Origin of the sequence: Xanthomonas sp. LMG 12459, assembly GCF_009192905.1 — a bacterium.
In the GTDB taxonomy this organism is placed as follows: domain Bacteria; phylum Pseudomonadota; class Gammaproteobacteria; order Xanthomonadales; family Xanthomonadaceae; genus Xanthomonas_A; species Xanthomonas_A sontii.
On the sequence record NZ_NSGT01000022.1, the window covers coordinates 244,878 to 269,773 of the forward strand.

A 24,896-nucleotide genomic window follows, 5' to 3' on the forward strand; every position below is an offset into this window, starting at 1 on the left:
GTCAGAAGGTCAGGCCGAAGCGGGCCCAGTAGCGCACATCCTTGCCGTCGCTCGGCTTGGTGGTGCCGGTGGGCTTGGCCGCGGCCAGATCGAACGAGAGTCCGTGCCAGTCGGGCAGCCGGAAGCTGAGGCCGACGCCGGCGCCCTCGAAGGTGGTGACGCTGTCGTACACCGCGCGGTTGGCGCCGTTCGGGTAGACCCGGCCGTAGTCGTAGAACACGCTGGCGGTCAGCAGCTGACCCCAGGCGCGGCCGCCGAACGGCGAGGCGGCGCTGGCGAAGCCTGGTGCGTCCACCTGGTACTCCAGGCCGGAGTCGAAGCCGCGGTCGCCGAGCGCGGCGCCGAGCGGGAAGGCGCGCACGCTGGTCGGTCCGCCCAGCGAGAACTGCTCCAGCGGGGTCAGGGTGTCGTCGCTGTACTGGCCGTTGACCCGCAACTGCAGGCGCTGCGTGGCGGTCAGCCCCTGCAGCCGGGTGTAGCTCAGGCGCGCGACGGTGAAGTGGCGGTCGTGGCGGGCGTACAGGTAATCGGTCTGCGGCGAATCGTCGTCGAGCGCGCCGCGCACGCTGAGCTGCAGCAGGTCGATGGCGTGGAGCCGGCGGTCGTCGTGGCGCACGCTGGTGCCGAGTTCGGCCACGTCGAATTTCTGCTTGGACAGCAGCACGCCCAGGCCCTGCAGGCGCGAGCTTTCCTTGACCAGGTGCAGCCAGCTCTGCACGCGCCAGGCATCGGAATTGACGAACTTCCAGTCCAGGCCCAGCGCGCTCTGCTGGGTCGGGCCCTGGATGTCGAGCGCGGCGAACGCGCCGTTGTCGAGGTTGACCACGCTGCGCGTGTAGGACGCGCTGGCGCTGAGGCCGTCGACGCCGGCGATCGGCACCTGGTAGGCGAGGCTGCCCTGCCAGGTATTGGCCGGATCCAGCGCATAGGCATAGCTGGCCGACAGGTGGTCGCCCAGACCGAGCGGGTTGTTCCAGTCCACGCCGAGCTGCGCGCGGTAGCGGCCGATGCTCGGGGTGCCGTAGTTGCTGGCGCCGACGCTGACCTGCAGCGGGCGCTCCTCGCTGGCCTGGATCACCACGTCGGTCTCGCCGGGGTTGGCGCCGGGCTTGAGCACGGAGGTGGCGGACACGCCCGGCAGGTCGCGGGTGTACAGCAGCGCCGACTGCAGATCCTGCTGGCGCAGGATCTGGCCCTGCAGGGCCAGGGCAGGGCTGGCGATCAGGCGGTCGTCGTAGCGGCGCGTGCCCTCGACGGTGATCTTGCCGACCCGGCCCTCGACCACGCGGATCTCGACCACCTGGTCCGGCCCCAGGGTCTGCACCGGCAGATATGCCCGGGCGACCAGGAAGCCGGCCTGGCGGTAGGCCTGGGTCAGCGTGTCGGCGATCTGCTGCAGTTGCGCGAAGCTGAGCTGGGCCGGCAGCGTGCCGCCGCCGAGTGCGCGCAGGCGCGCGTCGGCCAGCGCCTGCAGGCGCGCCGGATCGATCTGCTCGCGCGGATGGTCGCCGACCCCGGTGACGCGGATCGCCTGTACCGCGATCGGGGCCGCGGCGTCGGTGGTGCTGGTGCTGGTGCCGGTGGCCGGGGCGGCCTCCTGGGCCAGTGCCGTCGCACAGGTCAGCGTCAAGGCCAGGCCGGCGGCCCACGGAAGCACGAACAGGGCATTCGCCAGCGTACTCGGACGCGGACGGCAAGAAATCGTCATGATGTTAAGGTGGCGTTAGGGTTGAGGCTCGCGCAATGTAGCCTTCCCACCGCCGATCAATCTGAGCGAATCTGAGCGCGCGATCACTCTTTGCACGGTCCCCCGACACGGTGTCGGGATAATCCCCACAGCACGCTGTGCCAGCGCCGGGCGCTGGGCGGCCGCCATCTCAGTGAATCAGGGCGTGCCTGCGCCCGGGTGGAACGCAGGCCCTGTGGTGATTCGCGGGTAGTCGCCGGATCTCTGAGAGCGTCCGGGTCGACCGCTCAGGCTGCAGTGGCGCACTGCGCGTCGCGCAACGCCTGCCGGTACGCCTTGGCGGTGGCGTCGTTGTAGGCCACCAGGATGATCCGCTTGGGCACCGCATGCGCGCGCTGCCAGGCGTCGGTCTCGGCCACCGCGATACGCGCGGCCTGGTGCAGCGGGTAGCCGTAGACGCCGCAGCTGATCGCCGGGAACGCCACCGAGTGCAGGCCCATCTGTTCGGCCATGCGCAGGGCGCGCCAGTAGCAGTTGGCCAACAGGGCCGGTTCGTTGTGGGCGCCGTCGCGCCACACCGGACCGACGGTATGCAGCACATGCCGCGCCTTGAGCTGGTGGCCCGCGGTGGCGCGCACCTCGCCGACCGGGCAGCGTACGCCCGGCTTGAGTTCCGGCAGGCGCCGGCATTCTTCCAGCAATTCCGGGCCGGCGGCACGGTGGATGGCGCCGTCCACGCCGCCACCACCGAGCAGGGACTCGTTGGCGGCGTTGACGATCGCGTCCACGTCGAGCTGGGTGATGTCGCCTTGCCAGATTTCGATCTTCATGCGCCGATCTTTAGGGGAGCCGAATGATGGATGCGTGAGGGTGTCGCCACCCGCCGCCGCGCGCTGCCACGGCCGCTTAACCGGCCAGCGGCAAGACTGACGCGCCCCCATCTCAGCACTTGCGACATGAACCCGAACCCGCCGCCGCCACAGGTCGCCGATGCCCTCGCGCAGGGCCAGATCATCAAGGCGATCAAGCTGCTGCGCGCGCACAGCGGCATGGACCTGCGCAGTGCGAAGGAACAGGTCGATGCCTGGCTGCTGGCCGGCGCGGCGCGCACGGTGACGGAGATGCTAGACCGCCACGCCTCCGGTGCGGCAGCGGGGGCGACGTCGGCGACCGGGGCGCAGGCGCCGGTGGCGGCCGAGGAACGGCGCCTGCCGCCGGCGGCGGAACTGGCGCTGCGCCGCGGCGAGCGGCGCACGGCCGCCAAGCTGGTGTTCGAGCACTATCCGGACATGTCGCTGCGCGAGGCGCTGGAGATGGTACAGCGGCATCTGCGCTCGGCGCCGACGCTGGGGGCTGCCTCGACCGTGGCCGCCGGCGACCGCGGCGGGGCCTGGCGTTGGGTGCTGCTGGTGCTGTTGCTGGCTGCGGCGGCGGCCTGGTGGCTGGCGCGCTGAGGCATGCCGACGCGGCCAGTGGCTACAGCCAGCGCGCGACCTGCGCGCAGTAGCGCGCATAGGCACTGCCGAAGCGTTCGCGCAGGCGCGCTTCCTCGTAGGGGATGACCACCCGCTGCAAGGCCAGCAGCGGCAAGGGCAGCAACAGCGCCGACCACGGCCAGCCGATCTGCACGCTCAGGCCGAGGTAACTCAGGGTCAGGCTGACGTACATCGGGTTGCGGGTCAGCCGGTAGGGCCCGTGGCAGACCAGGTGCGAGGGCGCGCGCTCGGGCAGCAGGGTGGTGCGGTCGCGTGCGAACAGCACGAAGCACCAGCACGCCAGCAGCAGGCCGGCGAGCGCGACGGCGCCGCCGCCCAGTTGCAGCCAGGCCAGTGCAGCGCCCTGCGGCAACGGCAACGGCAGCGCGTGCTGCAGGCTGGCGCCGAGCAGCAGCGCCAGCAGGAAATGCGCCGGCGAGGTCGTGCGCACCAGCAACGGCACGCGCGCCTGCGCGCGTGCGGGCGGTGGATCGGTGCGGTCGGTTCGGTCGTGCATGCAGTCCTTCCCTGGTTCGGTTGCGGCCGCGCAAGTTTACGCGGCTGCCCACGGCGTCCGCGCGCGCGCGCGTCACGAATGGGCACGGGCGCGACCCGGCAGTGCCTCGTCGTGCGTGGCAGTGCGCGCAAACCCGATTACCCTAGCGCCCGTGCGGCACGTCGCAGACGCTTGCGTTCGACGTGTCGCGTCGTTCCGCGTCGATCGCACCCGACGCGCCGGTCGTTCCCCTTCCGCCACCATTGTCCCGCCTCATGCCAATCGCTTCCGCCAGCAGCACCGCCGCCCCGCGCCGCCGGGTCATCCTCGAAGACGACATCGACGGCTTCACTCCTGCGCAGCTGTTGCTGCTGCAATCGCCCGAGGTGGAGGTGCTGGGCATCTCGGTGGTCAGCGGCAACATCTGGCGCGACGAAGCGCTGGCGCATACCCGGCGCCTGCTCGAGATCGCCGGGCGTGGCGAAGTGCCGGTGCTGCCCGGCCCGGTGTTCCCGCTGCTCAACAGCGAGGTGGCCACCGAACGCTGGGAAGCGCTGTACGGCAAGTTGCTGTGGAAGGGCGCCTGGACCCGGCAGTGGGTCGAGCACGACACCGTGCAGAGCGCGCCGCGCTACCACGCCCACGACGTGGTCCCGGACCTGCCGCTGGGCAATCCCACCGTGGTGCAGGCGGCCAGCGAGCCGGCGGCGCTGTTCATGATCCGCAAGGTGCGCGAGTTCCCCGGCGAGGTCAGCATCGTCGCCACCGGGCCGTTGACCAATCTGGCCTTGGCGCAGCGGCTCGATCCCGACTTCGCCACGCTGGCCAAGGAGTTGGTCTACATGGGCGGCAGCCTCAATCCGCGGCAGCGCCGCGACAGCGTGTCGGCGGCGCAGTTCGCGCGCGAGTTCGTCAATTCGCCGCGGCGCGAATTCAACATCCGCTGGGACCCGGAAGCGGCCAGCATCGTGATGCGCGCGCCGTGGCGGCGCATGGTGATGGTGCCGGTGGATCCGTCCACCGCCACCGAACTGACCCCGCAGCTGCTGGCGCGGATGGGCGCCGCCGACACGCCGATCGGCCATGCGCTGCGCCGGCGCGAGCCTGGCTTCCCGATGTGGGACGAACTGGCCACCGCGGTGTGGCTGCGCCCGGAGCTGGCCACCGTCAGCGAGACGCTGTACGTGGACACCAACACCGAGTTCGGCGCCGGCTATGGCGACATCCTGTCGTGGGCGCCGGGCTATCAGCCGGGCCTGGGCGAGCAGGCGCAACAGGTGGTGCGCGAGGTCGACGTGGAAGCGATCGAACAGTTGCTGATCGAGCGCCTGACCGCGCCGCAGCCGCCGGCGCTGGGCGCGCCGCTGCCGGTCTGAGGCATGGCGCACGCGGATTTGCAGTCCGGTGCACGCCACGTCGTCCTGCCGCTCGCGTGCGGGGCAGGCGGGACGCCGGCCTGCGGTGTGCCGGCATGAGCGCATCCGTGCCCGACGACCGCCTCGCGCAGGCGAAGGCCTTGGTCATGGCAGCGTTCCGGGAGCCGCAGCGTGCCGATGCGCTGCTGGCCGAGGCCGAGGCACTTGTGCGCGCCGCGGCCAGAGCGGCACCCGCCGATCCACGCCCGCTCACCTGTCTGGGCGCGGTGCTGTGCGATCGCGGGCACTACCGGCGGGCAGCGGCGGCACTGCGCCGCGCCGTGCGCCTGCAGTCCGACGATCGCAGTACCTACTTCAATCTGGGCGTGGCCTTGCTCAACGTGGGCCAGCAGGCCGAAGCCATGGCCGCGTTCCGGCACGCGGCCAGCCTGCGCGCCGCGCCGATATCGTGGACGGCGTACTTCGATCCGCACGCACAGTAGCGATGCCGCGCCGATGCGGCAGCGCCAGGGCGCATGCCTGCCGCTGCGCGTTTACGGCAGGCCGGCCAGCCAGTCGTCGTCGCTGCCTTCGTTGATGTCGGCGAACAGCGGCGTGGAGAAGTAGCGTTCGCCGGTATCCGGCAGCATCGCCAGGATCACCGCGCCGGGCGCCGCGGTCTCGGCCACGCGCAGCGCGGTGGCCACCGTGCCGCCGCCGGAGATGCCGGTGAAGATGCCTTCCTCGGCGGCGAGGCGGCGCGACACCGTGATGGCGTCGGTGTCTTCGACGCTCAGCACCTCGTCGTAGACCTCGCGATTGAGCACCTCGGGCACGAAATCCGGCGTCCAGCCCTGGATCTTGTGCGGCTTCCACTCCTGGCCCTGCAGCAGGGCCGCGCCGGCCGGTTCGGTGGCGGTGATGTGCACTTCCGGACGCGCGAGCCGCAGCACTTCGCCGACGCCGGTGAGGGTGCCGCCAGTGCCCCAGCCGCTGACGAAATGGTCGAGCCGGCGGCCGGCGAAGTCGCGCAGGATCTCCGCGGCGGTGGTGCTGCGGTGGTAGGCCGGATTGGCCGGGTTGGCGAACTGCCGGGCCAGGAACCAGCCGTGCTGCCTGGCCAGTTCCTCGGCCTTGCGCACCATGCCGCTGCCGCGCTCGGCGGCGGGGGTCAGGATCACCTTGGCGCCGTAGGCGCGCATCAGCTTGCGGCGCTCGATCGAGAAGGTTTCCACCATCGTCGCCACGAACTTGTAGCCGCGTGCGGCGGCGACCATCGCCAGCGCCACGCCGGTATTGCCGGAGGTCGCCTCGACGATGGTGTCGCCGGGCTTGAGCAGGCCGCGCGCCTCGGCATCGAGCACGATCGCCAGCGCCAGGCGGTCCTTGACCGAGCCGCCGGGATTGAAGGCCTCGACCTTGACGTACAGGTCCACGTGCGCCGGCGCCAGCCGCTGCAGCTTGACGATCGGGGTGTGGCCGATGGTGTCGAGGATGTTGTCGTAGATGGCCATGGGCAAGGTCTCCGGGAATGGGGGGCGGGTCAGGCGGCGTGGGCCAGGGTAGGCGCCGCCTGCTTCGGGGAAGGTGAGGGCAGTGCGTGCAGCGGTGCGGCGCCGAACCAGTGCAGGGTGTCGGCCAGTGCGGCCACCTCGCCCAGGATCAGCAGCGCCGGCGCACGCACCGCATGCGCGCGGGCGGCGTCGGGCAGGTCGGCGAGGGTGCCGCGCACCACCCGCTGCTCGGCACGCGAGCCGTTTTCCACCAGCGCAAACGGCGTGCCGGCGGCGCGGCCGGCGGCGAGCAGGCGCGTGCGCACCGTGTCCAGGCCGGCCACGCCCATGTACACCGCCAGGGTCTGCCGTTCCTGTGCCAGTGCGGTCCAGTCCAGGGTGTCCAGCGAGGCCTTGCAGTGCGCGGTGACCAGGCGCAGCGATTGCGCGTGGTCGCGATGGGTCAGCGGGATGCCTGCGTAGGCGGCGCAGGCCAGCGCGGCGGTGATGCCGGGCACCACCGCGTAGTCCACGCCGTGCGCGCGCAGGTATTCCAGTTCCTCGCCGCCGCGGCCGAACACGAACGGGTCGCCGCCCTTCAGCCGCACCACCCGGCGTCCGCGCCGCGCGTGTTCCAGCAGCAGGGCGTGGATCTGCTCTTGTGCGACGCTGTGGCCATCGGCCGATTTGCCGACGGCGATGCGTTCGGTACCTGTCGGTATGAGCTGCAGGATCGCGGCGCTGACCAGGCGGTCGTGCAGGACCACGTCGGCCTGGCGCAGGGCGTGCAGCGCGTTGCCGGTGAGCAGGCCGGGATCGCCGGGCCCGGCGCCGACCAGGGTCACGCTGCCTGGGCGCAGCGGCAGCGCATGCTGTGCGGCGGTCTCGGCGGCAGCGGCATTGGCTGCGGACGCCGGCTCGGCCGGCACGGCTTGCGCCAGCACCCGCCGCGCGGCCGCGGCCTGCAGCGCCTGGCGGTTGGCCATGGCGTCCTCGCTCGCGGCGATCAGGTACCAGACGCTGTCCAGCCAGGCGCTGTTGAAGGTGCCTGGCAGCCAGACCAGCCGTCCCTGCGCGGCCAGCGCATGCAAGCCCGGGGTCAGGGTCGGCGCGGCTACCCGTGGCAGGGCGCCGGCGGCGAGCAGTGCCTGCAGCTGGCGCTCGGCGGCCGCGCCGCCGCCGATCACCAGCACGGCCCGGTCGCGCAGGTCCGGATACAGGGCAATCGGGGCTGGACTCACAAGGACGGCTCGCGACGCAGGGCAGGAGGGAGCGACGACCGTAGCGCCGGCTCATAGCCCCAGGAAATGACTTCATGCCCAAGGCAGATAGCTTTCGGTTATAAGGTGAAAGGCCGAATTCCACTACAGTCGAGCGTCCCGCCTGGCGGCGCCTCGCCCTCGTCCCGATGACGCTGACCCAACTCCGCTACCTCGTCGCCATTGCCGATGCCGATCTGAACATCACCCTGGCGGCGGCGCGCGTGCACGCCACCCAGCCCGGGCTGTCCAAGCAGCTCAAGCAACTGGAGGACGAACTGGGATTCCTGTTGTTCGTGCGCAAGGGCCGCAGCCTGGAAACGGTGACCCCGGCCGGGCGCGAGGTGATCGAGCGCGCGCGCGCTGTGCTGGCCGAGGCCAACAACATCCGCACCTACGCGGCCAACCAGCGCCGCGAGAGCCAGGGCCAGCTGACCCTCACCACCACCCACACCCAGGCGCGCTTCGTGCTGCCGCCGGCGGTGGCGCAGATCAAACAGGCCTATCCGCAGGTCAGCGTGCATCTGCAGCAGGCCGCCGAGAGCGCGGCGCTGGACCTGCTCAGCCAGGGCGACGCCGACATCGCCATCGTCAGCACCGCCGGTAGCGCGCCGGCGGCGGGCATCGCCGTGCCGCTGTACCGCTGGCGGCGGCTGGTGCTGGTGCCGCGCGGGCATGCGCTGGACGTGCCCAAGCGGGTGCCGGACATGGCCGCGCTGGCGGCGCAGCCGTTGATCAGCTACGAATCCTCCACGCGCGCCGGCTCCTCGCTGCAGCGCGCCTTCGGCCGGCTCGGACTGGAGCCGCGGATCGCGTTGACCGCGCTCGACGCGGACCTGATCAAGACCTACGTGCGCACCGGACTCGGCGTGGGCCTGCTGGCGGAAATGGCGGTGAGCGCCAACGACACCGACCTGCGCGCGTGGCCGGCGCCGCCGGAGATTCCCGACTGCATCGCCTGGGCGGTGCTGCCGCGCGACCGGGTGCTGCGCGATTACGCGCTGGAACTGGTGCATGTCCTGGCGCCGCAGATCGACACCCGCGACCTGCGTCGGGTGATGGAAGGCAACCAGCAGCCGGATTGGCCAGCGCCGCCGAGCTGGGAAGATCTGACCCAGACCATTACCAGTTGAAGCCGGGAATGTTGAAGCCGGGAATGGGGAGTCGGGATTGGGGAATCGCGACAGCGGCGTCCTTTGATCGATACGTCGATTGGCTTCGGACAGACGTCTGGCAAAAGAAGTAAGGGCAACGGTGTCGCGGCCTGCACTGGAATGAAGACCCCGCACTGGCGTGGTTGCCTGCCGTGCGCGTTGCCGCGGCCGCAGTCGCCCCCTATCATGCGGCCCGCGCTGCCGCCCGGCAGACCGCGACCCTGGACGTGCCGGCGGCTGTCGGCACCGCGCCGCCGCTGTGCGGCCGCCGCCCAGGGCGCGTCGACTTTCCCAACGCAAGGACGCCCGATGCATCCTGTTCTTCAGCACAACCTGTTCTTCGTCAAGGAACAGGTCGGCATGTTCAAGGCCGCCAACAACTACGACGTGTTCGATCCGCACAGCAACCGCAAGCTGCTGGAATGCCGCGAGCCGAACCTGGGCCTGTTCACCAAGATCTTCCGGTTCTCCGACTACAAGCGCATGACCCCGTTCCAGGTGGAAGTGCGGACTCCCGAAGGGCAGAAGGTGCTGACGGTGAAGCGTGGCTTCTCGCTTTTCCTGTCCAAGGTCGAGGTGCTGGACGAGCACGATCGGCTGGTCGGTTCCTTCAGCCAGAAGTTCTTCTCCATCGGCGGCAAGTTCGATGTGCTCGATGCCCAGGGCGCGCCGGTGTGCACGCTGCGCGGCAAGTGGACCAGTTGGGATTTCCGCTTCGTGCAGGGCGAGCGCGAACTGGCGCAGGTCTCGAAGAAGTGGGCCGGGCTGGGCAAGGAACTGTTCACCAGCGCCGACAACTACATGCTGTCGATCGCCGAGAGCCTGCCGGCCGAGGATCCGCGGCGGATCCTGATCATGGCGGCGGTGCTGTGCATCGATATGGTGTTGAAGGAGTGACTTTGAGGCCGGGATTGGGGAATCGCGGTGAAGCCGGTAATGGGGAATCGGGAGTGGGGAATCGCAAAAGCGGGATTCCCGCGGCGGCGGCTCCCCGGCCGCTCACACTGAGCGGCCGGGGCCATTGTGGGAGGGACTTCAGTCCCGACTGCAGGCTGCCGGAAGACCTCAGTACCTCACTGTTCCCTGCCAAGCCTTAGCGACTCAACGCTGCGCGGCTGCGCTTGACATCTTCCTTCTCCCCCCGGGAGAAGGTGCCCCGAAGGGGCGGATGAGGGTACGGTCGCCAGTGCCAGTACCCGCGCTCAGCGCAGCGCAGTTCAGGCCCCTCACACTGAGTGGCCGTGGCCATTGTGGGAGGGACTTCAGTCCCGACTGCAGGCTGCCGGAAGACCTCAACCTCACTGTTCCCTGCCAAGCCTTAGCGACTCAACGCTGCGCGGCTGCGCTTGACATCTTCCTTCTCCCCCCCGGGGAGAAGGTGACCCGAAGGGGCGGATGAGGGGACGGTCGCCAGCGCAAGTACACCTGCGCCAGCGTGGCTCGGGCGTCAGGCGTCCGTGCTCGCCGCCGGCAGCAGCACGGTGAAGTGGCTGCCGTGGCCCGGCTGGCTGCGCACTTCCACGGTGCAACCCAGGGTCTCGGCGGCGCGGCGCACGATCCACAGGCCCAGGCCGAGGCCGTCGCTGCGCGGGTCGGCCTGGCGGAAGGCCTGGAACAAGGTGCGCAGGCCCTCTTCGTCCATGCCGATGCCGCGGTCGATGATCTCCACCGCCACCTGGTCGCCGCGGCGCCGGCAGCCGATCAGCACCTTGCCCTGCGCGGTGTACTTGACCGCGTTACCGAGCAGGTTGCCGAGCAACGTGGACAGCAAGGCCGCGCTGCTGAGCACGCGCAAGGACGTCGGCACGCTGCGCAGCTGCACGCCCTTGGCCGCGGCCTGCGGCTGCCAGGTGGCCAGGATCGGTGCCAGCACGTCGGCCAGGGCCAGGGTCTGCAGCGCCGGCAGGCGCAGCTCGCCGGCGGCGGCGTTGGTGGCGAGCTGGTCGAGCCCGCTGGCGACCTGGTTCAAGGCGGTACGTGCGGTCTCCAGCGACCCATCCTGCGCCGCGTCCTGCTGGCGCTGCAGCTTGCTCAGCGCATAGGACGCGGTACGCAGCGGGGTCTTCAGGTCGTGGCCGGCGATGGCCATCAGGCGACTGCGGTAATGGTCGGATTCCTGCGCCAGATGCAGCGCCTTGCGCAGTTCCAGTTGGCCCATCGCCTGCCGCGCCAGCGCGCGCAGCGCTTCGATCTGCTCGTAGCTGAGTTGGCGCGGGCGCCGGTCCAGCACGCAGACGGTGCCAAGGGCCAGACCGTCGGAGGTCTTCAGCAGCGCGCCGGCATAGAAGTGCAGGCGCATCTCGCCGGTGACCAGCGGATTGCAGGCGAAGCGCGGGTCCTCGCGGGTATCCGGCACCAGAAGCAGGTCGTCCTCGAGCAGAGCGTGCGCGCACAGCGAGGTCGCCAGCGGCGTTTCGCGCGTGCCCAGCCCGATCTCGCTCTTGAACCACTGGCGCTCGCTGTCGATCAGGTTGACCACCGCGATCGGTGCCTGGCAGATCAGCCCGGCCAGCCGGGTGATGTCGTCGAACGCCGGCTCGCGCGGGGTGTCCAGGATCGCGTAGCTGTGCAAGGCGTCCAGCCGCAGCGCTTCGTTGCGGGGCTTGGCCGCGCAATAGACCGGGTCGGCGGCGGGTTCGACGGGAGACATGCGGCGCGACTCGGGCGGAAAGGCACGCAGTCTATGGTACCTGTCACGGTTTTTGCCGACGCGGCGTTCACATGGTGCTCGCGTGCGCTGCACCTGCGCTTAGCGAATCGGCTGCGCCGGCGGTGTCGCCTGGTCAGCCCACCCAGCGGCCCTGCGCGTCGACCAGCGGCGTCCCGTCCTCCTTGGCGAAGGCGCCGCGCTGCGGCGTCGGCAGGATTTCCAGCACCGTCTCCGATGGCCGGCACAGGCGCGTGCCCAGTGGGCTGACCACGATCGGCCGGTTGAGCAGGATCGGGTGCTGCAGCATGGCCTCCAGCAGCGCGGCATCGTCCAGCGTCGGGTCGTCCAGTCCCAGCTCGGCATAGGGCGTGCCCTTCTGCCGGATCAGGTCGCGCAGCGGCAGCCCGCTGGCCGCCGCCAGCGTCTGCAGGGTGGCGCGGTCGGGCGGGGTCTTCAGGTATTCGATCACGGTCGGCTCGACGCCGCTGTTGCGGATCAGCCCGAGCACGTTGCGCGAGGTGCCGCAGGCGGGGTTGTGGTAGATCGTGATGGTGGGCATGGGGCGGCTCGCTGAGTGGGACGGAACAAGGGCGGCCGTGCCGGAATCCTGCACGCGGCCGCGGCCGATGGTGCCGCAATCGGGGCGCCATGCAAGCGCCGCGCTCGCCGGACACGGCGGTGCGCGGCGCCCGCGATGGTCGCCGCCGCGTCGGAAACGCCGGCCCGTCCTCGATCTGCACAGAGCGCATGGTCCGGCCAGGCAGCGGATGGACCACCTTGCCGGGCGCCTGGGCGGCGGAAGGACGATGGCGATGCGGCCGTGCTCCGGGGGCGGTAGCGGCCGCTGGGGCTTCGGTCTACCGACCGAGGACGCTGCCCGTCCGGCACCGCCACGACGTGCATGCGTCACTTCGCCGCACACGGCATCGCACGCGTTTCAATGGCCGTCGCACCCTCTAGAATGCGCCGATGGTCCGTCTCCGCCAGCTGCCGTCGTGTTGGGCCGCGCTCGCCGCGCTGGCGCTCGGCCTGCTGCTGCTGGCGCCGCCGATCAGCCAGTGGCGGCAGGCGCAGGCCGAGGCGGCGGCGTTGCAGGACCAGGCGCTGTGCACCAGTAGCGGCCTGCGTCTGGCCGCGCTGGCGGGAGCCGTCTCGGCGGCGCATGGCGGCCACCACGACGATGCCGGCCTGGCGCACGCGCCAGCCTGCGATTACTGCCTGCTTGCCGCGCGGCTGCTGCCCTGGGTAGTCCTGTTGCTGGCGTTGCTGCCCTGGCGCTGCCCGCCGGCCCCGGGCGCGGTGCTGCGCAGCCATGTCGTCACGTTCACCGCGCGCCGCGCACACCCGCCGCGCGGGCCACCGCTGTTCTCCTGATCCACGGGTTGCCGTTTCCGTGCCGCGGCATCGCTGCGGCACGCCCTCGTGCCGATGGAGTTTTCGCCATGTTCCGTTTTCCTGCCATGCCACCGGTGGTGGCGTGCTGTTGTGTGTGTCTCGCCGCGGCCGTGCCCGCCCATGCCGCCGACGCGCCGCCCGGCGCCGCCGGCGATTCCGTGCTGACCCTGGGCAAGGTCCAGGCCACCTCGCCGCTCGCCGCTGGATCCAGCGCGCGCAGCGTGTTCAGTTCCGTCGACATCCTCGGCGGCGATCTGCTGCAGGACCAGCATGTGGACTACAGCTGGGAGTTGCTGATGCGCGCGCCCGGCGTGCAGGTGACCCAGTTCAAGATGGGCACCGACGCCGGGCGCTTCTCCTTCCGCGGCTTCAACGGCGAAGGCCGGATCAATGCGGTCAAGCTGCTGATCGACGGCGTGCCCAGCAACGACAATGCCGGCGCCATGCCGTACCTGGATGCGGTGTTCCCGCTGGACATCGCCGCGATCGAGATCGTGCGCGGTACCAACGACCCGCGCTACGGCCTGAACGCGATCGCCGGCAGCGTCGACGTGCTGACCCGCAGCGGCGGCAACGACGGCCGCGCCAGCGTCACCGTCGGCAGCTTCGGCACCCGCGAGGTGCAGGCGACGCAGGGCATCGAGCGCGGCGCCTGGAGCCAGAACTACTTCGCCGCCTGGCGCGACAGCGACGGCTATCGCGACCATGCCGACGCGCGCAAGCATGCGTTCGCCGGCAAGTGGTTCTACACCGATCCGGACGGGCGCTGGCGTGCCGGACTCAGCGCGCGCGACTACCGCAACACGGCGCTGGAGGCGGGGTATCTGGACTACGCCACCGCGCAGCGTGCGCCACGCAGTTCCCCCGACTACGCGCGCGACGACCGCAGCCAGCGCCACACCACGCAGGTGTCGCTGCACCTGGATGCGCGCCTGGCCGAGACCGTGCAGGGCAGCGCCAAGGCGTACTGGAACCGCTACGACAACCAGCGCTGGGTGCGCTTCACCGCGGCCGGTGCGCAGCAGGAGCGCGACACCGACGAGCGCCAGCGCGGCATGCTGGCCAGGTTCAGCTGGCGCCCGGCGCTGGCGCGTGCCGACGCCTTTGCGCTGGAGGGTGGGATCGACGCGCAGTGGCAGGACAATATCTCGCAGCGCTACCGCACGGTGGCGCGCGTGCGCACCGCGCCGCTGCGCGACTGGGATTTCGATCTGCACACCGAAGGCGCCTACGTGCAGGCGGTGCTGCGGCCGACCGCGCGCCTGCAACTGGTGCCGGGCTATCGGGTGGATCGCGTCGGCGGGCAGTTCCGCGACCTCGCCAGCGGCGCGCGCTATCCGACCTACGCCTATGGGACGATCCGCCAACCCAAGTTCAGCGCGGTGTACGCCCTGACTGCGCAGGCCAGTCTTTACGCCAACATCGGCCGCACGTTCCAGATCGGCAGCGGCAACGGCGCCTACCGTACCCAGGCGCGCAACCTGGCACCGTCCTACAACGATGGCTGGGAGACCGGCCTGAAGTTCGCCGGTGCGCAGCAGCGCTGGGACGCACGCGTGGCTTACTGGGAGCAGCGTGCGTCCGACGAAGTGGCCACGATCCTGGGCGTGAACGGCAGCGTCGGCACCGGCGAGGTCGGCAACGTCGGCAAGACCCTGCGCCGCGGCTGGGATGCGCAACTGAACCTGCGTCCGGACGAGCACTGGACGCTGTGGCTGGCGTATTCGCGGCAGCGCGCGGTCATCGTCACCCCCGACCCGAGCGCGCCGGCCACACGCGGCAAGGAAATCGAGAACGTGCCGCACTACCTGGCCAACGCCGGCATTGACTGGCAGGCCACGCCGCGGCTGACACTGTCGGCCTGGGGCAACGCACAGGGCGATTACTACGTGGAGCGCAGCAACACCCTCGGCCGCTACGGCGGCTACGCACTGGCCAATCTCGGCGCGACCTGGCGCTGGCGTGCGCAGCGCGAGGTCTCGCTGCAACTGAAGAACCTGACCGATCGGCACTACGTGTACGCCTGGTACGACAGCGGGTCCTCCGGCTACTCGCCCGGCGACGGCCGCGCGCTGTACGCCACGCTGAGCTGGGGCTGGTGATGGCGACGCACTCTCCCGCGTCCGCTGTGGTGCCGGCACGCTTCTACCGCGCCGTGTGGCGCTGGCATTTCTATGCTGGCCTGCTGGTGCTGCCGCTGTTGGTCTGGCTGGCGCTGACGGGCGCTGCCTTCGTCTATCAGCAGCCGATCGACGGCTACTTCCACCGCGCGCTGAAGACCGTGCCGGTACCCGCCCACGCGCAGACACTGGCGCCGCAGCGGCTGCTGGACGCGGCGCTGGCCGCGCAACCCGGCCAGGCACTGCGCTACACCACGCCGCCGCGGCGCGATGCCTCGGCGGAAGTGACCATCGCCACCGCCGATGGCCGCCGCGAGGTCGTGTACGTGGACCCGTACCGGGCGCGGGTGCTGGGGCAGTTGCCCGAGCACGGCACCGTGGCCTGGACGATCCGCCGCCTGCACAGCCTCGACTATGTCGGCTGGTTCGCCAATGCGCTGATCGAGGTGGCGGCCGGCTGGGCGATCCTGCTGGTGTTCACCGGCGTGTACCTGTGGTGGCCGCGCGGGCGCCGCGGCGGCGTGACCACGGTGCGCGGGCGGCCGGCGCAGCGGCTGTTCTGGCGTGACCTGCATGCGCTTACCGGTAGCGTGGTCGGGGTGCTGCTGCTGTTCCTGGCGCTGACCGGGATGCCGTGGTCGTGGTTCTGGGGCGCGCAGGTCAACCGCCTGGCCAATGGTCATCACTACGGCTATCCGTCCGGGCTGCGGGTGGACCTGCCGATGTCGACGCAGCGGCTGAGCGACAGCGAGGTGCCGGCGTGGTCGCTACGCCAGGCGCGCCTGCCGCAGTCGTCGCCGCCGGCCGCGGACCCGCACGCGGCGCACGGCGAGCATGGCGGACACGAGGAGCATGGCGAACATGGCGGCATGGCCGACATGCCGGACGCCATGCCGGCGGCGGGCGCGATCGGCCTGGATGCGGCGGTGGCGCGGTTCCAGGCGCGTGGCATCGCGCCCGGCTACAGCGTCGCGCTGCCGCGCGGCGCACGTGGGGTCTATACCGCTTCGGTGTATCCGCCGGACCTGGCGCAGCAGCGGGTGATCCATCTGGACCAGTACAGCGGCCAGGTGCTGCTGGATATGCGCTATGCAGACTACGGCCCGCTGGCCAAGACGCTGGAGTGGGGCATCAATGTGCATCTGGGCCAGGAGTACGGTGCGCTCAACCAGATCGTGCTGATCGTGGCCTGCCTGGGCATCGTGCTGCTGTGCGTGAGCGCAGCGGTGATGTGGTGGAAGCGGCGCCCGCAGGGCGGACTCGGGGTGCCGCCGCTGCCGGCCGACCGGCGCACGCTGCGCGGCGTGGTTGCGCTGCTGGTGCTGGGCGGGATGCTGTTTCCGCTGGTGGGTGTGTCCTTGCTGCTGATGCTGGCGCTGGACTGGCTGCTGGTGCTGCGGCGGGAGCCGGTGGTGGGGGCTTAGCGGGTCGATTTCGGAATGTGCTGTGATGCTGCCGCGATAAGCCGATCCATCGGTGCATCCGACTTGTTGCAGTCGGGACTGAAGTCCCTCCCACAAGGCGTAGCCAGTGCTGTCGGCACCCGCAGGAGACCGGGATTCTGAGCCGTAGAAGCGGCTTCAGCCGCGACCGGGCGTTCCCATGAAACCCGGTCGCGGCTGAAGCCGCTCCTAAGGAAAAGACGCGGTGTGGCCGGTAACGCCTGTCGCAGTTGACGCCGCGCCTACAAAAAGCCCGAACGTGTGCTGGCGCGTCTCACAGATCCTCGTGGATCCCGCACTCGCGCTTGAGGCCGAAGAAGCGGGTGTCTTCCTCGCGCATGCCCGGTTCCCAGCGGCGGGTGGTGTGGAAATCGCCGATGGAGACGTAGCCCTGTTCCCACAGCGGGTGATAGGGCAGGTCGTGCTGCTGCATGTATTGCCACAGGTCGCGATCGCTCCAGTCGGCGATCGGATTGATCTTGTAGCGCTCGCCGCGCTTCTGCACGAACGGGGTCTGCGCGCGGCTGTCGGACTGGCTGCGACGCAGGCCGGTGAACCAGGTACCGACCTTCAGCTCGTCCAGGGCGCGGCGCATCGGCTCGACCTTGCGCAGATTGTTGTACTGCTCGATGCCGACCATGCCCTGTTCCCACAGGCGGCCGTGGCGCGCTTCCATCCAGGCGCGGCTGACCAGCGGGCGATAGATCTTGAGGTTGAGCTTGAGCCGCTCGGTCAGCGCGTCGGCGAAGCGGTAGGTCTCGGCGAACAGGTAGCCGGTGTCGATCAGGATCACCGGGATGTCCGGGCGCTGCCGGGTCAGCAGGTGCAGGGTGGCGGCCGATTGCGCGCCGAAGCTGGACGACAGCGCCGCTTCGGCCGGGCCGTGCTGCAACGCCCAGGCCACACGCTCGGGCGCGGACAGCGTCGCCAGCAGCGCATTGGCGGCATCGAGATCCAGGGCCGGCACCGGTGCGTTGGCGGAGGCGTCTTGGGAGGCGGCGGGCAGAGCGCTCATGCGTGCAGTTCCGACGGAATCAGGTGACGGTGGGTGGGATAGGCGGGCAACTCGACCACGCCAGTGCGGTGCAGGAAATCGCCGAAGCGCTCGTCCTCATGCCGCTCGTTGGCATAGCGCGCGAACAGCGGTTCCAGCGCGGCGAGGATCTCCGGCTCGGCGATGTTCTCGCGGTAAAGGGTGTTGAGGCGCTGGCCGCGGTGGTCGCCGCCGAGCATCAGGTTGTAGCGGCCCGGCGCCTTGCCGACCAGGGCGATCTCGGCCAGGTACGGCCGCGAGCAGCCGTTCGGGCAACCGGAGATGCGCAGCAGGATCGGCGCGTCCTGCAGGCCGTGGCGCGCCAGCAATGGCTGCAACTGCGCGGCGAAGGCCGGCAGGTAGCGCTCGGCCTCGGCCATCGCCAGGCCGCAGGTGGGCAGGGCCACGCAGGCCATGGCCGCGCGCGCCAGCGCGGTGGGTGCGCGGTTGCCGGCGTCCAGCGCATGCGCGCGCACCAGCGCGTCGATCGCCTCGCGTTGCGCCGCGGGGATGCCGGCGATCACCAGGTTCTGGTTCGAGGTCATGCGGAAGTGTGCGCCGTCGCCGGCGTCGCGCAGCTGCGTGGCGATCGCGCGCAGGCCGCTGAGGTGCTGCGCGCCGTCGGCATGGTCGGCGATGCGCCCGGCCGGCAGCGACAGGGTCAGGTGCCAGCGGCCGTCCTCGCCGGCCTGCCAGCCGGCGCGGTCGCCGTTGTGCTCGAAGGCGAAGTCGCGCGTGGGCTGCAGGCGCACGCCGGCACGGCGCTCGATCTCCGCCAGCACCGTGTCCAGGCCGTGGTCGTCGATGGTGTACTTGAAGCGCGCGCGCTTGCGCACGGTGCGGTTGCCCAGGTCGCGCTGGGTGGTCACCACCGCGGTGGCGACGTCGAGCAACTGCGCGCGGTCGATGAAGCCGACCACGTTGGCCACGCGCGGGTAGGTCTCCGCATCGCCGTGGCTGGCGCCCATGCCGCCGCCGAGACTGACGTTGTAGCCGGCCAGCGTGCCGTCGGCGTCGAGCACGCCGATGAAGCCGAGGTCGTTGGCGAACACGTCGACGTCGTTGATCGGCGGCAGCGCGAAGCCGATCTTGAACTTGCGCGGCAGGTAGGCGTTGCCGTAGATCGGCTCCTCCTCCTGCCCGCTGCCGGCGACCTGTTCCTCGTCCAGCCAGATCTCGTAGTAGGCGCGGGTGTTGGGCAGCAGGTGTTCGGACACGCGCGCGGCGTCGGCGTAGAGCGTGGCGTGCGCCTGCGAGGCGAGCGGATTGGCGGCGACCTGCACGTTGCGATTGACGTCGCCGCAGGCGGCCAGGGTGTCGATCAGCGCGGCGTTGATCGCCTGCATGGTCGCCTTCAGCTCGCGCTTGATCACCCCGTGGAACTGGAACGCCTGGCGCGTGGTGATGCGCAGCGAGTGGTTGCCGTAGGTGGTGGCGATGGCGTCGAGCTTGAGCCACTGCGCCGGATCCACCACCCCGCCCGGGGTGCGCGTACGGATCATGAACTGGTAGGCCGGCTCAAGCTTCTGCCGGCGCCGCTCCTCGCGCAGGTCACGGTCGTCCTGCTGGTAGCTGCCGTGGTACTTGATCAGCGTCTGATCGTCCTCGCGCAGCGCCCCGGTGACCGGATCGGCCAGGCTCTGCAGCAGCGACCCGCGCAACCGCTGGCTGTGGTGCTTGATGTCTTCGACGGAGTGGGACATTGGGCAGGGAATCGAGAATAGGGAATAGGGAATGGCAAGAGCGGGTGCGTCGGATTACGGAAAGCCCGTCGAGGCCGGCTGTTGCCCATTCCCCATTCCCGTTTCCCGATTCCCCACCTCAATAGACATCACGCGCATACCGCCCCTCCCGCTGCAGTTGGCTGAGGTAGGCGGCGGCGTCCTCGGGGCTGTGGGCGCCGTGTTCGGCGACGAGTTCCAGCAAGGTGGCGTGCACGTCCTTGCCCATGGCGATGGCGCCGCATACGTACAGGTGCGCGCCGTTCTGCAGCCAGTCGTAGACGGCACGGCCGTGTTCGCGCAGGCGCTGCTGTACGTAGACCTTGGAAGGAGCAGTGTTCCCGCGCAGCGGTTGCACGTCGCGCGAGAACGCCAGGTCCAGCCGGTGCAGTTCGCCGCTGCGCAGCGCCTGTTGCCATTCGGCCTGGTAGAGGAAGTCGCGGTTGAAGTGGCGGGCGCCGAAGAACAGCCAGTTGCGGCCGCTGGCGCCGCTTTCGGCGCGCTCCTGCACGAAGCCGCGGAACGGCGCCACGCCGGTGCCGGGGCCGATCATCAGGATGTCGCGGCTGGCGTCGGCCGGCACCCGGAAGCGTTCGTTGGGCTCGATGTAGATCGGGGCGCTGTCGCCTTCGGCCAGGGCGGCCAAATAGCCGCTGGCGGCGCCGCCGTGGGCATGGCCGTGCGCGTCGTAGGCCAGCACGTCGACGGTGAGGTGGGCTTCGTCGCCGACCCGCTTGCGGCTGGAGGCGATCGAGTACAGGCGCGGGACCATCGGCCGCAGCGCCTGCAGCAGCGCGGCGTGGTCCCAATCCGCCGGCCAGCGCCGCAGCACGTCGATCACTTGGTGATCGGCGAGCAGCGCCGCCAGGCCGGCGGTCTGGGTGGGGTCGAGCAGCTCGGTCAGCGCGGTCGCGCCGGCGCGTTCGGCAACCGCGCTGAGCAACGGGCGCGAGGCCCGGGTCAGTTCGCGGTGGCCGCTGAGCCACTCGTGCAGGGACAGTGTCTGCCCATCGGCGGTGAGTTCGGCGTGACCGTCCAGTCGCGTCGCGGTCAACACCGCCTCGACCAGCGCAGGCGGGTTGCGATGGCGCACGCCCAGGGCATCGCCGGGTTCGTAGTGCAGGCCGCTGCCGGCCAGCGACAGCTCCAGGTGGCGTACGTCCTTGTCGGCTGGGCCGTGCGCGGCGTAGCGCGGTCCCTTGAAGTCGCGGCCGCTGATCGGCTGGTTGGCCAGCACTTCGGCGGCGAACGGCTGAGTGCGGCTCCAAGCCGTGGCCGCGGTGCCGCGCAGCGGGGTCACCGTGGCCGACGGCGCGGCGGGCGTGTGGCGGCCCAGCACGTCGCGTGCCTGCGCCAGCGCCTGCACGCGCCATGGCGCCGCGACCGTCTCGATCTCCAGGTCGGCCTCGCCCAGCGGCAGCAGCCGCTGCGCGCCGAGTTCGGCCAGGCGCGCGTCCAGGCGCCGGGCGATGCCGCAGAAATCGGCGTAGCTGGAATCGCCCAGACCGAGCACGGCGTACTGCAGCTGCGGCAGCTTTGGCGCGCGCCGGCTCTGCAGGAACTCGACGAAGCCGATCGCATCGTCCGGCGGGTCGCCCTCGCCCTGGGTGCTGATGACCACGTACAGCAGGCGTTCGTTGCCCAGTTCGCGGGTGGGATAGACGTCGGCGCGCAGCAGGCGCACCGCCAGCCCGGCGGCTTCGGCCTCGGTGGCGACCTGTTCGGCGGCGCGGCGCGCGTTGCCGGTCTGGCTACCGTAGACGATGCTCAACTGCGGCGCGGGCGAGGGTGACGCGGCGGCACCGGCGACCACGGCCAGCGCCGACGTTGCCGGCCCCTGCGCCTGGGCCAGGCCGGCAGCGTAGCCAGACAGCCACCACAGGCCGGCCGCGTCCAGGCCCTCCACGGTCCGCGCCAGCAGTGCCTTGCGCTCCTCGGGCAAGGGGCTGGGCGGCAACGCGGGCGAGGCGGCGGTCATGGCCGGTCCGGGTGTTGGGAAGGGATGACCGATGTTAGGGAAGCGTTGCGCGGTGCAGAAAGGAACAGGGGTTATCGACTCATGCCCGGGGCTTATTTCTGCCGTGCGGCCGGCGCGACGCACACTGCCGCCCCGACTGCCACGACCGCTGCTACGCTTCGGTCCGGTCTCCCACTGCCTGCCGCCGCCGTCTCGATGAGTGCGTTCCCCCTGTCCCACCTCGACCGCCTAGAGGCCGAGAGCATCCACATCCTGCGCGAGGTCGCTGCCGAGTTCCGCAATCCGGTGCTGCTGTATTCGGTGGGCAAGGACAGCTCGGTGCTGCTGCACCTGCTGCTCAAGGCGTTCGCGCCGGCGCCGCCGCCGATCCCGCTGCTGCACGTGGACACGCGCTGGAAGTTCCGCGAGATGATCGCCTTCCGCGACCGCCGCGCCGCCGAGACCGGCGTGGAGCTGCGCGTGCACATCAATCCCGACGGCGTCGCCCAGGACGTCGGCCCGTTCAGCCACGGCGCCAGCGTGCACACCGACGTGATGAAGACCCAGGCGCTCAAGCAGGCGCTGGACCTGTGGAAGTTCGATGCCGCCATCGGCGGCGCGCGCCGCGACGAGGAGAAGGCGCGCGCCAAGGAGCGCGTGTTCTCGTTCCGCAATGCGCACCATCGCTGGGATCCCAAGCAGCAGCGTCCGGAACTGTGGAATCTGTACAACCCGCGCATCCATCCCGGCGAGAGCGTGCGCGTCTTCCCGCTGTCCAACTGGACCGAGCTGGACATCTGGCTGTACATCTACCGCGAAGCGATTCCGGTAGTGCCGCTGTACTTCGCCGCCGAGCGCCCGGTGGTGGAACGCGACGGCGCGCTGATCATGGTCGACGACGCACGCCTGCCGTTGCGTCCCGGCGAAACCCCGCAACTGCGCCGCGTGCGCTTCCGCACCCTCGGCTGCTACCCGTTGACCGGCGCGATCGAGTCGCAGGCCGACACCCTGGAGAAGATCATCGCCGAGATGCTGCAGGCCACCACCTCCGAACGCCAGGGCCGGATCATCGACCAGGACCCGGGCGCCTCGATGGAGCAGAAGAAGGTGGAGGGGTATTTCTGATGGGCTGGGAATCGGGAACAGGGAATCGGGAATCGCAAGTGCAAAAGCAAGCATCGCCGCCATCTGGCGCGTCGCAGGAGACCGCTGTTTCCATTCCCCATTCCCCATTCCCTATTCCCGTAGGCGGCGACGCAGTCGCCGCCTACCTACAGCAACACGAACACAAGCCGCTGCTGCGCTTCATCACCTGCGGCAGCGTCGACGACGGCAAGAGCACGCTGATCGGTCGCTTGCTGTACGACAGCAAGCGGCTGTTCGACGACCAACTGGCCGTGCTCGGTGCCGACAGCAAGCGCCACGGCACCCGCGGCGGAGCCATCGACTATGCGCTGCTGCTGGACGGCCTGGCCGCCGAGCGCGAGCAGGGCATCACCATCGATGTGGCCTACCGCTATTTCGATACCGACCGGCGCAAGTTCATCGTCGCCGACTGCCCCGGGCATGCGCAGTACACCCGCAACATGGCCACCGGCGCCTCCACCGCCGATGTGGCGGTGGTGCTGGTCGATGCGTCCAAGGGCGTGCTGACCCAGACCCGCCGGCACAGTTACATCGTCGCGCTGCTGGGCATCCGCCACGTGGTGCTGGCGGTCAACAAGATGGACCTGGTCGGCTTCGCGCAGGCGACGTTCGACGCGATCGCCGCCGAGTACCGCGCGCTCGCCGCGCAGTTGGGCATCGCCGACGTGCAGTGCATTCCGCTGTCGGCGCTGGAGGGCGACAACCTGTCGCAGCGTTCGGCGCGCATGCCCTGGTATGCCGGCCCGGCGCTGCTCGAACACCTGGAAGGGGTGCAGTTGGACGCGCGCGGCGGCGACGGCGGTCTGCGCCTGCCGGTGCAGTGGGTCAACCGCCCGCACGCGCAGTTCCGCGGCTTCGCCGGCACCGTGGCGGCCGGCGCGGTGCAGCCCGGCGATGCGGTGGTGGTGCTGCCGTCGGCGCGGCGCGCGCAGGTGGCGCAGGTGCTGATCGGCGCCGATGCGGTGCCGCGCGCGGTGGCCGGGCAGGCGGTGACCCTGACCCTGACCGAGGAGATCGACGTCAGCCGCGGCGACGTCATCGCCGCTGCCGGCGATCCGCCGGAGGTGGCCGACCAGTTCGCCGCGCACCTGCTGTGGATGGACGATGCCGCGCTGCTGCCCGGTCGCCCGTACTGGCTGAAGATCGGCGCGCGCACCGTGGCCGCCAGCGTCACCGAGATCAAGCACCGCATCGACGTCAATACGCAGGAGCGGCTGGCGGCCAAGCGCCTGGAACTCAACGAGGTCGGCTACTGCAACCTGGCGCTGGACCAGCCCATCGCCTTCGCCCCGTACGCGCAGGACCGCACGCTCGGCGGCTTCATCCTGATCGACCGCCACAGCAACGCCACCGTCGCCGCCGGGACCCTGGATTTCGCGCTGCGCCGCGCCGGCAACGTGCACTGGCAGCACCTGGACGTGGACAAGGCCGCGCGCGCGCGGATCAAGGGACAGACACCGAAGGTGCTGTGGTTCACCGGCCTGTCCGGCGCCGGCAAGTCGACCATCGCCAACCTGGTCGACAAGCGCCTGCACGCACTGGGCTACCACACCTTCATCCTCGATGGCGACAACGTGCGCCATGGCCTGAACCGCGATCTGGGCTTCACCGACGAGGACCGCGTGGAGAACATCCGCCGCGTCGCCGAGGTGGCCAGGCTGATGACCGATGCCGGCCTGATCGTGCTGGTCAGCTTCATCTCGCCGTTCCGCGCCGAGCGGCAACTGGCGCGCGAGCGCTTCGGCGAGGGCGAGTTCCTCGAAGTGTTCGTCGACGTGCCGCTGCCGGTGGCCGAGGCGCGCGACGTCAAGGGCCTGTACGCCAAGGCGCGCGCTGGCCTGATTCCCAACTTCACCGGCATCGACTCCCCGTACGAGGTGCCGGAGCGGCCGGAACTGCACCTGCACGCCGATGGCGACAACGTCGAAGCGCTGGCCGCGCAGGTGCTGGCGGCGCTGGGGTTGCAGGACTGAGGCGGGGCGGGGCGTTGCGAGGGTCGATCGCCTTCCCGATGCCGCCGCACTGTAGGAGCCAACTGTCATGCAGTCGCGCCGAAGAGCGCCCGCCAGGCACCCGACCTTGAGGCGTCGGGACTGAAGTCCCTCCCACAGTGCACCCAGCCAACGTGTCGCAAGTCTCGGCAGGAGCTGTTCCGTCACGCGCGAATAGCGCTCGCTGTTGCGGAAATCAGCGTTGTTGTGTGTCCATCAGGATCAACAGGCAATGAGCGCCACCAAGCGCAGCGCATTTGTTGGCGGACACGGCAATGATCCAGGCGTGTGCAGCAGTCGCAGTTGCTTCGGCCTTTGCTGTTGATGTTGCTCCGGCTTTTGATTGAACGGATTCCCTTCCGCAGCGGCGGCCATCGCGGGGAAAAACCCCAGCAGGGGCGGCGCACATGGATGTGCGCCGTTCGCGGCAGGGGCAGGATGCCCCTTCCGCGAATCCCCGGGATGGACGCGGACCCGGAGCGCGTCAGCGCGGAGGGCGCAAGGCAGGGTGTGCTTTCTTTT

At 70.3% G+C, this 24,896-nt stretch carries 20 protein-coding genes; 10 read left to right on the top strand and 10 right to left on the bottom strand.

Annotated elements, in window-relative coordinates:
* Position 1: 1 nt before the first annotated feature.
* Together CEK65_RS05750 and CEK65_RS05755 are read right to left on the bottom strand one after the other, a co-directional pair.
* Positions 2–1,708: a ShlB/FhaC/HecB family hemolysin secretion/activation protein gene (locus CEK65_RS05750; RefSeq protein ID WP_152181056.1), complete on the bottom strand. Its 1,707-nt coding sequence runs from the start codon at positions 1,706–1,708 to the stop codon at positions 2–4.
* Between the two features lie 266 nt (positions 1,709–1,974).
* Positions 1,975–2,517 carry an O-acetyl-ADP-ribose deacetylase gene (locus CEK65_RS05755; RefSeq protein ID WP_152181057.1) on the bottom strand — a complete coding sequence of 181 codons (543 nt, stop codon included), beginning with the start codon at positions 2,515–2,517 and terminating at the stop codon, positions 1,975–1,977.
* Positions 2,518–2,643: 126 nt separating this feature from the next.
* On the opposite strand from CEK65_RS05755, the gene CEK65_RS05760 reads away from it, so the two are divergent.
* Entirely contained in the window at positions 2,644–3,141 is a 498-nt protein-coding gene (locus CEK65_RS05760; RefSeq protein WP_152181058.1) for a hypothetical protein, read from the top strand.
* A 22-nt stretch (positions 3,142–3,163) separates the two neighbouring features.
* On the opposite strand, the gene CEK65_RS05765 is transcribed toward CEK65_RS05760, so the two are convergent.
* A complete protein-coding gene (locus tag CEK65_RS05765; protein WP_017908605.1) occupies positions 3,164–3,679 on the bottom strand; it encodes an isoprenylcysteine carboxylmethyltransferase family protein in 516 nt (171 codons plus the stop codon).
* Positions 3,680–3,933: 254 nt separating this feature from the next.
* Between CEK65_RS05765 and CEK65_RS05770 the strand changes: the two genes are divergently transcribed.
* Together CEK65_RS05770 and CEK65_RS05775 are read left to right on the top strand one after the other, a co-directional pair.
* Entirely contained in the window at positions 3,934–5,034 is a 1,101-nt protein-coding gene (locus tag CEK65_RS05770; RefSeq protein WP_152181059.1) for a nucleoside hydrolase, read from the top strand.
* Between the two features lie 95 nt (positions 5,035–5,129).
* Positions 5,130–5,516, top strand: coding sequence for a tetratricopeptide repeat protein (locus tag CEK65_RS05775; RefSeq protein WP_152181060.1), 387 nt, complete (start codon positions 5,130–5,132; stop codon positions 5,514–5,516).
* A 51-nt stretch (positions 5,517–5,567) separates the two neighbouring features.
* Here the strand turns inward: CEK65_RS05775 and cysK are convergent, their stop codons facing one another.
* Complete coding sequence (cysK, locus tag CEK65_RS05780; protein ID WP_017908608.1) at positions 5,568–6,527, bottom strand: cysteine synthase A; 960 nt, start codon at positions 6,525–6,527, stop codon at positions 5,568–5,570.
* Positions 6,528–6,556: 29 nt separating this feature from the next.
* Positions 6,557–7,747 carry a uroporphyrinogen-III C-methyltransferase gene (cobA, locus tag CEK65_RS05785; RefSeq protein ID WP_152181061.1) on the bottom strand — a complete coding sequence of 397 codons (1,191 nt, stop codon included), beginning with the start codon at positions 7,745–7,747 and terminating at the stop codon, positions 6,557–6,559.
* Positions 7,748–7,914: 167 nt separating this feature from the next.
* Here cobA and CEK65_RS05790 point away from each other — a divergent pair, with 167 nt between their 5' ends.
* Together CEK65_RS05790 and CEK65_RS05795 are read left to right on the top strand one after the other, a co-directional pair.
* A complete protein-coding gene (locus CEK65_RS05790) occupies positions 7,915–8,898 on the top strand; it encodes a LysR family transcriptional regulator (protein ID WP_152181062.1) in 984 nt (327 codons plus the stop codon).
* Positions 8,899–9,228: 330 nt separating this feature from the next.
* A complete protein-coding gene (locus CEK65_RS05795) occupies positions 9,229–9,816 on the top strand; it encodes a phospholipid scramblase-related protein (RefSeq protein WP_152181063.1) in 588 nt (195 codons plus the stop codon).
* A 550-nt stretch (positions 9,817–10,366) separates the two neighbouring features.
* Here CEK65_RS05795 and CEK65_RS05800 read toward each other — a convergent pair.
* A complete protein-coding gene (locus CEK65_RS05800) occupies positions 10,367–11,569 on the bottom strand; it encodes a GAF domain-containing sensor histidine kinase (RefSeq protein WP_017917572.1) in 1,203 nt (400 codons plus the stop codon).
* A 133-nt stretch (positions 11,570–11,702) separates the two neighbouring features.
* Positions 11,703–12,128 carry an arsenate reductase (glutaredoxin) gene (gene arsC, locus CEK65_RS05805; RefSeq protein WP_017917571.1) on the bottom strand — a complete coding sequence of 142 codons (426 nt, stop codon included), beginning with the start codon at positions 12,126–12,128 and terminating at the stop codon, positions 11,703–11,705.
* A 410-nt stretch (positions 12,129–12,538) separates the two neighbouring features.
* Between arsC and CEK65_RS05810 the strand changes: the two genes are divergently transcribed.
* The 3 genes from CEK65_RS05810 to CEK65_RS05820 all read left to right on the top strand — a co-directional run bounded on the left by CEK65_RS05810 (position 12,539) and on the right by CEK65_RS05820 (position 16,508).
* Complete coding sequence (locus CEK65_RS05810; protein ID WP_152181064.1) at positions 12,539–12,943, top strand: DUF2946 family protein; 405 nt, start codon at positions 12,539–12,541, stop codon at positions 12,941–12,943.
* A gap of 68 nt (positions 12,944–13,011) precedes the next feature.
* The gene (locus tag CEK65_RS05815; protein WP_152181065.1) at positions 13,012–15,066 is read left to right on the top strand and encodes a TonB-dependent receptor; all 2,055 of its coding nucleotides are present in this window, start codon (positions 13,012–13,014) and stop codon (positions 15,064–15,066) included.
* A complete protein-coding gene (locus CEK65_RS05820; RefSeq protein ID WP_152181066.1) occupies positions 15,066–16,508 on the top strand; it encodes a PepSY domain-containing protein in 1,443 nt (480 codons plus the stop codon). The genes CEK65_RS05815 and CEK65_RS05820 overlap by 1 nt, the downstream gene beginning before the upstream one ends.
* 292 nt (positions 16,509–16,800) lie before the next feature.
* Here the strand turns inward: CEK65_RS05820 and CEK65_RS05825 are convergent, their stop codons facing one another.
* From CEK65_RS05825 to CEK65_RS05835, 3 genes are all read right to left on the bottom strand, one after another.
* Positions 16,801–17,541 (bottom strand): phosphoadenylyl-sulfate reductase, encoded by a 741-nt coding sequence (locus CEK65_RS05825; RefSeq protein ID WP_010341781.1) that lies wholly within the window; start codon positions 17,539–17,541, stop codon positions 16,801–16,803.
* The gene (cysI, locus tag CEK65_RS05830) at positions 17,538–19,262 is read right to left on the bottom strand and encodes an assimilatory sulfite reductase (NADPH) hemoprotein subunit (RefSeq protein WP_152181067.1); all 1,725 of its coding nucleotides are present in this window, start codon (positions 19,260–19,262) and stop codon (positions 17,538–17,540) included. The genes CEK65_RS05825 and cysI overlap by 4 nt, the downstream gene beginning before the upstream one ends.
* A 118-nt stretch (positions 19,263–19,380) precedes the next feature.
* The gene (locus CEK65_RS05835) at positions 19,381–21,258 is read right to left on the bottom strand and encodes an assimilatory sulfite reductase (NADPH) flavoprotein subunit (RefSeq protein WP_152181068.1); all 1,878 of its coding nucleotides are present in this window, start codon (positions 21,256–21,258) and stop codon (positions 19,381–19,383) included.
* 195 nt (positions 21,259–21,453) lie between these two features.
* Between CEK65_RS05835 and cysD the strand changes: the two genes are divergently transcribed.
* A complete protein-coding gene (gene cysD, locus CEK65_RS05840; protein ID WP_017910600.1) occupies positions 21,454–22,362 on the top strand; it encodes a sulfate adenylyltransferase subunit CysD in 909 nt (302 codons plus the stop codon).
* Complete coding sequence (cysN, locus tag CEK65_RS05845; RefSeq protein ID WP_152181069.1) at positions 22,362–24,356, top strand: sulfate adenylyltransferase subunit CysN; 1,995 nt, start codon at positions 22,362–22,364, stop codon at positions 24,354–24,356. Before cysD ends, cysN begins: the two co-directional genes overlap by 1 nt.
* Positions 24,357–24,896: the final 540 nt, after the last annotated feature.